The organism is Simiduia sp., from assembly GCF_058345725.1.
Genome location: NZ_JBTUOC010000083.1, coordinates 1 through 8,639, shown reverse-complemented (window position 1 = coordinate 8,639; position 8,639 = coordinate 1). Strand labels below are relative to the sequence as shown.

The 8,639-nt window shown below is 55.7% G+C and carries 6 protein-coding genes; 1 reads left to right on the top strand and 5 read right to left on the bottom strand.

The annotated features are described in order from the left end of the window. Nucleotides 1–319 precede the first annotated feature (319 nt). Together ACW8F6_RS16665 and ACW8F6_RS16660 are read right to left on the bottom strand one after the other, a co-directional pair. On the bottom strand, nucleotides 320–1,192 hold the full coding sequence (locus tag ACW8F6_RS16665) for a hypothetical protein (protein ID WP_491577013.1): 873 nt from the start codon (nucleotides 1,190–1,192) through the stop codon (nucleotides 320–322). Between the two features lie 642 nt (nucleotides 1,193–1,834). Then, a complete protein-coding gene (locus ACW8F6_RS16660; RefSeq protein WP_491577012.1) occupies nucleotides 1,835–4,732 on the bottom strand; it encodes a ribonucleoside-diphosphate reductase subunit alpha in 2,898 nt (965 codons plus the stop codon). 769 nt (nucleotides 4,733–5,501) lie between these two features. Between ACW8F6_RS16660 and ACW8F6_RS16655 the strand changes: the two genes are divergently transcribed. Next, nucleotides 5,502–5,876, top strand: a complete 375-nt coding sequence (locus tag ACW8F6_RS16655; RefSeq protein ID WP_491577011.1) for a diacylglycerol kinase — start codon at nucleotides 5,502–5,504, stop codon at nucleotides 5,874–5,876. Between the two features lie 120 nt (nucleotides 5,877–5,996). On the opposite strand, the gene argF is transcribed toward ACW8F6_RS16655, so the two are convergent. The 3 genes from argF to ACW8F6_RS16640 all read right to left on the bottom strand — a co-directional run. Next, nucleotides 5,997–6,908: an ornithine carbamoyltransferase gene (gene argF, locus ACW8F6_RS16650; RefSeq protein ID WP_491577010.1), complete on the bottom strand. Its 912-nt coding sequence runs from the start codon at nucleotides 6,906–6,908 to the stop codon at nucleotides 5,997–5,999. A gap of 86 nt (nucleotides 6,909–6,994) precedes the next feature. Continuing rightward, nucleotides 6,995–8,170, bottom strand: coding sequence for an acetylornithine transaminase (locus ACW8F6_RS16645; RefSeq protein WP_491577009.1), 1,176 nt, complete (start codon nucleotides 8,168–8,170; stop codon nucleotides 6,995–6,997). A gap of 149 nt (nucleotides 8,171–8,319) precedes the next feature. Beyond that, a partial coding sequence (locus tag ACW8F6_RS16640) for a tyrosine/phenylalanine carboxypeptidase domain-containing protein (protein WP_491577008.1) occupies nucleotides 8,320–8,639 on the bottom strand: 320 nt, incomplete at its 5' end.

Below are 8,639 nucleotides of genomic sequence, written 5' to 3'. Positions count from 1 at the left end.
TGTCGCAATTTAGCTCGTTTGCATAATGTAGTACGAGTAACTTTGCGGGTGTGTTGTATTCACTAAAATTCATCATGCTTTGAAGGTCTACAGATAATTATGGTCAGATAAAAGTTTATGTAATTTTGTGCGCCATAATTCTCATCTGACCCCAGTTGTTAACCCCAGTTGTTACATACTGAGTAAACCACTTTAGTTATGAGGCAATTCATATTATACCTATCTTCATCATAAATTGGGGTCAGATAAGAGTTTGTGTAATTTTGTGCGCCAAAATTCTTATTTGACTCCAATTGTTTCTTTTTATTTTTTATTATTTTTATTCAAATATAATTCCTGTTTCCTTATCCGTATCAACAGTCCCTTCTGCATCGAACCGATCAAGCTGTGCCATTAACCTCCGGCAACTAAATTGTATGTGGTTAGAGCCGCCAGCATTTCCACAGATTCTAAGATAAAGTGTTTCTAAAAAGAGTTGCAAGTAATGAAACTCTTCTAGGAGATCGTTAATTGCATAGGATGGTATTATCTCCTTGGGTTTTGGTTCGTTTATTGCCTTGCTGAAGCGTTCAGAAGTCAGCCCAGCATCACGAAGGTATTGTTCATGATTAAGAATCAATTCGCTAAATAGATTAAGTTGATGTTCCTTATCCAGCTTTATTGTTTGTGTATTTTCGGGATATTTTTTTGCATATTGTCCAAGGGCATGATACGGGCTAGTGTTATTTAAATCGGTTTTTATCTCTATGCCCTCTAAAGAGTTTTTTGGGAAGGCCTCTTTATAGAACTCTTCTTTGTCTTTGAGTTTAAACCCAAATTTAACCTCTAAATATTGAAGAGTTTCGAAAACGTAATCTCGATGCTTTAGGTATTTCTCGAAACTATCTTTACTTTCTGAAAGTTCGTAAGCATTGGCCATCTGAACGCTTCGGTTTATAGCGGCATAAAAACCAAGTGTTACAATGGTTATACTAAATAGTGTGAATGGAATATAAAAAAGGTCCTTAGCATTAGCTAGGCACTCGCGGCTAAAACAAAGGTCAAGCCATAAATTATTAGACGAAAGTATTAACACCCATATAGTAAAGACTATTAAAAAACCACCTGACGCTATCAATAGAAAAGCTCTATCTTCAAGTAGTGAGATATTTTTTTTCACTAACCTGGCTGTTTTATTTTTCTCCTCCTGCATGGCTTTAATTGCATCCTATCTATATTATTTTGATAGCCGAGAAAATTTGGCTTCTGTTTCATTTTTTATGAAATTCGGTAATGCCGCGACATCCACTCTAGTAGAATATAACCAATAGAAATACACAATCCGTACTATGCCACTACAGTTTTCCGATAAAGTCTATAAGTCACAACAATACTATTTCGGTCGCCGCGAAGTTCTATACCACCAAGACAACCCACCAATCGCTCAGTCATGGCACCCAACCCCCTTGCGCAGCGGTGAACGGAAGCCAAATTAAGTAGGGCAAATGGCCATGGATGGCCATTTGAGCGGCGCTCCGCCATGGATGGCGGGTTGCCGGCGACCTGCTTAATTTGGCTGGAGTGAACGAACCCGATAGGGCGCGTAGCCGGGGTGGCCTTTTTGGTTACTTTTTGGCCACGCAAAAAGTGACAAGAAAAAACGTGCGAAGTGATATCCCATTCCAATCATCCATAATTAAAACGAACATAAAAAGCAGATTAGCGTAACTTAGACTTTTTGCTAGGCAGTGAACTTAGCAAACACCTTAACGGCATCCATGCCTCACAGGTGTACCTATATCCCTATAGGCAAAAAAGCCGCACAATTGCGCGGCTTTTTTGTAACAGGTAAAGCTTACTGACAAGCCTCACAATCCGGATCATCCAACGAACACGCCTTCGGCACTTCCGCCGGCGCACTCGGCGCAGCCTGCACAGGTGCTGGCGCTGCGCCAGAGGATACTTTGTTCAGCGTACCCTGAGAAACCGTGGATTTCTCGGTGGAGGTGGCGGCCAGGGCGCGCAGGTAGTAGGTGGTTTTTAAGCCACGGAACCACGCCATGCGGTAGGTTAAATCCAGTTTCTTGCCCGAGGCGCCGGCGATGTAGAGGTTCAAGCTTTGGGCTTGATCCAGCCACTTCTGGCGGCGGCTGGCGGCGTCCACGATCCAGCGCGGTTCCACTTCGAAGGCGTTGGAGTAGAGCAGCTTCAAGTCGTCTGGGATGCGATCGATTTGCTGCACCGAGCCCTCGTAGTATTTCAGGTCGTTAACCATCACGCTGTCCCACAGGCCGCGATCTTTCAGGTCGTGTACCAGGTAGGGATTGACCACGGTGAATTCGCCCGACAGGTTCGATTTCACGTACAGGTTTTGATAGGTGGGCTCGATGGACTGCGACACACCGGTGATGTTGGCGATGGTGGCCGTGGGCGCAATGGCCATGACGTTGGAGTTGCGCATGCCGTCTTTTTGCACTTTGGCGCGCAGGCTGTCCCAGTCCAGGCGCTGTGTACGGTCCACTTCGATGTATTTTTCGCCGCGGTTTTTGGCCAGCAGTTCGATGGAGTCGATGGGCAGTATGCCTTGATCCCACAGCGAGCCTTCAAAGCTGGCGTAGCGGCCGCGCTCGGTGGCCAGTTCGCTGGAGGCCTCGATGGCGTAGTAGCTGATGGCCTCCATGGAGGTGTCGGCAAATTCTACGGCGGCGTCGCTGCCGTAGGGAATGCGCTGCTCGTACAGGGCGTCCTGGAAGCCCATCAGGCCCAGGCCCACGGGGCGGTGGCGGGCGTTGGACTGCTTGGCGGTCTCGACGCTGTAGTAGTTGATGTCGATCACGTTATCCAGCATGCGCACGGCGGTGCGCACGGTGGCGCGCAGCTTTTCCTGGTCCAGCTTGCCGTTCACAATGTGCTGCTTGAGGTTCACAGAACCCAGGTTGCACACGGCGATTTCGTCGTTGGCTTTGGTGTTGAGGGTAATTTCGGTACACAGGTTAGAGGAGTGCACCACGCCGGCGTGCTGCTGCGGGCTGCGCAGGTTGCAGGCGTCTTTAAAGGTGATCCAGGGGTGGCCGGTTTCAAACAGCATGCCCAGCATCTTGCGCCACAGGTCGGCGGCCTTCACGGTTTTGTGCAGGCGCAGCTTGCCTTCGGCGGCCAGTTGCTCGTAGTGCTCGTAGCGCTCTTGGAAGGCCTGGCCGAACAGGTCGTGCAAATCGGGCACGTCGTTGGGCGAGAACAGGGTCCAGTGTTTGTCTTCAAACACGCGCTTCATGAACAGATCGGGCACCCAGTTGGCGGTGTTCATATCGTGGGTGCGGCGGCGATCGTCGCCGGTGTTTTTGCGCAGCTCCAGGAATTCCTCGATGTCCATGTGCCAGGTTTCCAGGTAGGCACACACGGCGCCCTTGCGCTTGCCGCCCTGGTTTACGGCCACGGCGGTGTCGTTGGCCACTTTCAAGAAGGGCACCACGCCTTGGGATTTGCCGTTGGTGCCTTTGATGTAGGCGCCCAGTGAGCGCACGGGCGTCCAGTCGTTACCCAGGCCGCCGGCAAACTTAGACAGCATGGCGTTGTCTTGAATGGCGCCGTAAATGCCGTGCAGGTCGTCGGGAATGGTGGTCAGGTAACAGGACGACAACTGCGGGCGCAGGGTGCCGGCGTTAAACAGCGTGGGCGTGGAGCTCATGTAGTCGAAGGACGACAACAGGCGGTAGAACTCGATGGCGCGCTCGTTTTTGTTGTCTTCTTCAATGGCCAGGCCCATGGCCACGCGCATGAAAAACAGCTGCGGCAGTTCAAAGCGGGTGCCATTGGAGTGAATGAAGTAGCGGTCGTACAGGGTTTGCAGGCCCAGGTAGGTGAACTGCAAATCGCGCTCGGCGATGATGGCCTTGCCCAGTGCGTCTATGTCAAAGGTGGCCAGCTCCGGGTTGATCAGCTCCAGCTCGATGCCGCGCTTGATGTAGGCGGGCAGGGCTGCGGCGTAGAGGTGCTCCATGTCGTGCTGGGTGGCCGAGGGCGCCACGTTCAAAAAGCTTAAGGCCTCGGCGCGCAGTTTGTCGCACAGCAGGCGCGCGGTGGCGTAGGTGTAGTTGGGCTCTTTTTCCACCAGCGTGCGCGCGGTAATCACCAGTGAGGTGTTGACGTCTTCCAGGGTCACGCCGTCGTACAGGTTGCGCATGGCCTCGCTCAGGATTTCCTGATCGCTCACGTCTTTCAGGCCGGCGCAGGCTTCGCTCACCACGGTGCGAATACGGTTTAAATCCAGCGGCGCTTTGCTGCCGTCGGGCAGGGTTACGTTAATTTGCGGGAACTGCGGGTCGGTGGGGGCGTCGCCGGCGGGCTTTTTGGCGGCGCGGGCGCGGGCGTGCTCTTCGCGGTAGAGCACATAGTCGCGCGCCACCTTGTGGTCGCCCGAGCGCATTAAGGCCAGCTCAACCTGGTCTTGAATCTCTTCGATGTGGATGGTGCCGCCCGAGGGCATGCGGCGGGCGAAGACTGCGGCCACCATCTGGGTCAGGTTTTTTACGGATTCGCGGATGCGTGAGGAGGCCGCTGCCGTGCCGCCTTCAACGGCCAGAAAGGCCTTGGTGACCGCCACTTCAATTTTTGAGTGATCGAAGGGCACCACGGTGCCGTTGCGCTTGATCACGCGGATCTTGCCGGGCGCGGTGGCGCTGACGGTCGATTGACTGCCGGCAGCGGGTGCCTTGGCCTGGGGAGTGGAACTGGTGTCGGTCTCGGTGTGCATGAACGTCTCCGCGATTCGGTTGACTGTTAATAGGTTGCGTTTAAGTGTGTGGTTGCGCACTTGGGCGCAGAATTCATTGTTATTTGGCTTGTCGCCACTGTCATCGGATTGTCGTCCGGCCTTTGGTAGGCTTCATTCACAGCTAAACCGCAGGCCAGGCCCAAGGGCCGGCACGGTGAGTGCGATGCGCGCGCTGCGCTGGAATGCCTAGTTTGGTCAGTGTTGCGACTGCCATGAAATTGCCTGGTCCTTGTTAATCGGTGCGTGTCCATCTGCGCGGCAAAGATTATTCGAATTCCGTTTGCTCACAGAGGGCAGGGCGCCCGTTGCCGGTGCACTGCATCACACGAACAGCTGGTTGGCAGGCCCGATAGGGCGCAAATGCGCGCGCCGGGGTTGACGTGACGGGCCCGGCTGTGTCAAAGCCGTTTGGGTCACTTAGCCCTATATATTGGGGTTTGCCTGAATTGCGGTACAAGATAATGCGGTTTGGGCGTTAATGCAAGCTGACCATGCTGGGGGTAGCTTGTGGATAAAGTGTGGGTAATTGGCGATGTCAGTAACCACTAATCAGCCAGTGCCGGCGGCGCAGGCGTCGGCATGGCGTTAGTGGGCTTTGGGGTTGCATATACCTTTTCGTTCTATGGATTAGCACCGGTATCGGTGGGCGAATTTCGGCTTTGCGCGGCCGCCTCGGCGCGGCACAATAGCCGCCCAGCGAACCGGGCGGAAGCACCCCGGGGCAAGAGTATTTAGACGGGACGACAGTATGAAAGCTACACAGCAAGGTCTGGGCCGCGTGATGAAAGCGGCGCGCTATTCGTGGCAGGGTTTTAAGGCCAGCTGGAAGACGGAGGCGGCCTTTCGCGAAGAGGCGGTACTGGCTGCGATCTTGGTGCCGCTGGCGCTGTGGCTGGATTTACCGGCGGTGGAAAAGGCGCTGTTAATAGTCACAGTGTTGTTGGTGTTGGTGGTTGAGCTGATAAACAGTGCCCTGGAGGCGGTGGTGGATCGGGTGGGTTTGGAACACCATGTGCTGTCGGGCAAAGCCAAAGATGTGGGCTCGGCGGCGGTGTTTACCATGCTGTTGATTACCGGGCTCACCTGGGCGTTGATTGTGGGCGAGCGCTATGTGTGGGGCTAGCGAGTCAGGCGCTGGCTAACGGTCGCCCAGTCACTGGAGGCGAGTATCTTGTGCCCAGTGACTAGAAGGCGCTAGCGGGCCGCGCGGCGGCCCGGTGTGTTGATGGCTGTGGCGCGCGCCTTAAGACTGACCCAGTAAAAACAGCATCAGGGCCTTTTGCGCGTGCATGCGGTTTTCGGCCTGATCCCACACTTTGCTGATGGTTTCATCCTCCAGCAGCGCCGCCGAGACTTCCTCCTCCCGGTGCGCCGGCAGGCAGTGCAAAAAGATGGCATCGTCAGCGGCTTGCGCCATCAGGCTGTGGTCCACTTTAAAGGCTTTAAAATCTTTCTCGCGCTGCTGCTGCTCTTCTTCCTGGCCCATCGAGGCCCAGACATCGGTGGTCACCATGTGGGCGCCGGCAACGGCCTGGCCCGCGTCGTGAAACAGGCGCACCTGATCGCCCGCGCTGGCCATAATCTCGGGGCAGGGCTCGTAGCCCTTGGGGCAGGCAATGTGCAGCATAAAGCCAAATTTGACGGCGGCATTGATGTAGGACTGGCACATGTTGTTGCCATCGCCCACCCAGGCCACGGTTTTGCCGGCGATGGGGCCGCGATGTTCGGTAAAGGTCTGCACATCGGCCAGCAGTTGGCAGGGGTGCAGTTTATCGGTCAGGGCGTTGATCACCGGCACCGAGGCGTAGTCTGCAAAGCGCTCTAGGCCAGCGTGGGAGAAGGTGCGCACCATGATGATATCGACCATGCGCGACAGCACCCGCGCCGTATCCTCCACAGGTTCGCCGCGCCCGAGCTGGGTGTCGCGCGGGGACAAAAAGATCGCGCTGCCACCCAACTGGCTCATGCCGGCCTCAAAGGAAACCCGGGTGCGGGTGGAGGATTTCTCAAAAATCATGCCCAGCACCTTGCCCACCAGCGGGCGAGGGCCCTCGCCGGCGCGGTGTTGCTGGCGCAGTTGGCTGGCGTGCGCAATCACCTGATTGAGTTCGTCGGTACTGAGGTCGTCTAGGGATAAAAAGTGTCTTACGGTCATGGTCTTAGTTTCTAGTAAATAGTGTGACTCTCTAGGAGCGGGTAATGCAGGGGGCCTCTGCGGGCCCTTACCTGCGCGCCGTGCGATTAGTGGCCGTTAAAGTCGCGCACCAGTTCGATCACGCCCTCGCACAGGGCGGTAAAGTCGTCGTCGTTAATGTTCAGCGTGGGCAGCAAGCGCAGGGTATTGCCGGCGGTGACATTGATCAGCAGGCCGCGCGCGCGGGCGCGGGCGACCAGCTCAGCGCAGGGCGCGTTTAACTCGATGCCCACCATCAGGCCCAGGCCGCGAATATCGACGACCTGGGGCAGGTCGCCCAGGGCCGCGGTCAGGCGCTGCAATAATTCTTGGCCCCGGTTGGCGGCTAAGGTAATACAGCCTTCGGTGGCCAAGGTATCAACCACCGCCAGGGCCGCGGCGCAGGCCAGCGGATTGCCGCCAAAGGTGGTGCCGTGGTTGCCGGGTTGCAGTACGTTGGCGGCGTCGCCGCGGGCCAGGCAGGCGCCAATGGGGAAGCCGTTGCCCAGGCCTTTGGCGGTGGTGACCACGTCGGGCAGTATGTCGTTGTGCTGGTAGGCAAAGAATTGGCCGGTGCGGCCATTGCCGGTTTGAATTTCATCCAGCATCAGCAGCCAGCCGTGCTCGTCGCACAGGCCGCGCAATTTGTTCAAGTAGTCGGGCGCGGGTACGTGCACGCCGCCTTCACCCTGCACGGGCTCTACCAGCACCGCCACAATCTGATCGTTGCCGGCCAGTGCGGCCACGGCGTCTGCATCGTCGTAGGGCACCCGCACAAAGCCGTCCACCAGCGGTGCAAAGCCCGCCTGCACTTTGCTGTTGCCGGTGGCCGACAGTGCGCCCAGGGTGCGACCGTGAAAGCTGTGCTCCATGACCACGATGGTGGGCAGGGTTTTGCCCTGGTCGTTGCCCCATTTGCGCGCCAGCTTAATGGCCGCCTCGTTGGCCTCGGTGCCCGAGTTGCTGAAAAAGACCTTGTCCATGCCCGAGACTGCCACCAGCTTTTCGGCCAGGGCTTCTTGTGGCTGAATGTTGTAGAGGTTCGAGGTGTGTACCAGTGTGCCCGCCTGGGTGGCAATGGCCTCGGTGATTGCGGGGTGGCAGTGGCCCAGCCCACACACGGCAATGCCTGCAATGGCGTCTAGATAGCGGTTGCCCTGGTCGTCCCAGACATGTGAACCCTGGCCCTTGACGATGGTGAGGGTGCGCTCGCCGTAGTTATTCATTAATGCCGGTGTGCTCATGGCGCCTAAATCCTTGTAATTAAAAGGCTTTAAATAAAAAACCGCAGATTCTGCGGTTTTGTTGTGCTTAAAGTGCAGATAATTCTATTTGTAGCCGGAATGCTTGGCAAGGGGTGGGGCGTTTATTTCTGCACGGGTTGCTTCTCGCTTCACGATAACAGGGATGCGTAATCGGATTCCAGTTGTTGAAAATTCAGCGCCGCAATAAAGCGGCTGAAGCTCAGCCACGCCGCCAGGCCTTTCAAGTCGGCAAAATGTGGCGGTACAAATTTAGGGGGCAAGACGATGCCCTCCTGCATCAGTTGATCGATGGTGGGCACATCCTCGAGCTGAATTTTGCCCACAAACAACAGCGGCAATTTGTCGAGCTTGCCCTGCGCCACCGCCAGGCGCATGAAATTAAAGGTTTGCACAAAGCCTTTCATGTAGGCGATGTCCTTGGTGAAGGGTTTGCCCGTGGGCGTGCTGC

Excerpts from the sequence above, each read along its gene's own strand:
- ACW8F6_RS16665 (WP_491577013.1), bottom strand. The coding sequence starts at position 1,192 with ATGCAGGAGGAGAAAAATAAAACAGCCAGGTTAGTGAAAAAAAATATC.
- ACW8F6_RS16660 (WP_491577012.1), bottom strand. The coding sequence starts at position 4,732 with ATGCACACCGAGACCGACACCAGTTCCACTCCCCAGGCCAAGGCACCC.
- ACW8F6_RS16655 (WP_491577011.1), top strand. The coding sequence starts at position 5,502 with ATGAAAGCTACACAGCAAGGTCTGGGCCGCGTGATGAAAGCGGCGCGC.
- argF (WP_491577010.1), bottom strand. The coding sequence starts at position 6,908 with ATGACCGTAAGACACTTTTTATCCCTAGACGACCTCAGTACCGACGAA.
- ACW8F6_RS16645 (WP_491577009.1), bottom strand. The coding sequence starts at position 8,170 with ATGAGCACACCGGCATTAATGAATAACTACGGCGAGCGCACCCTCACC.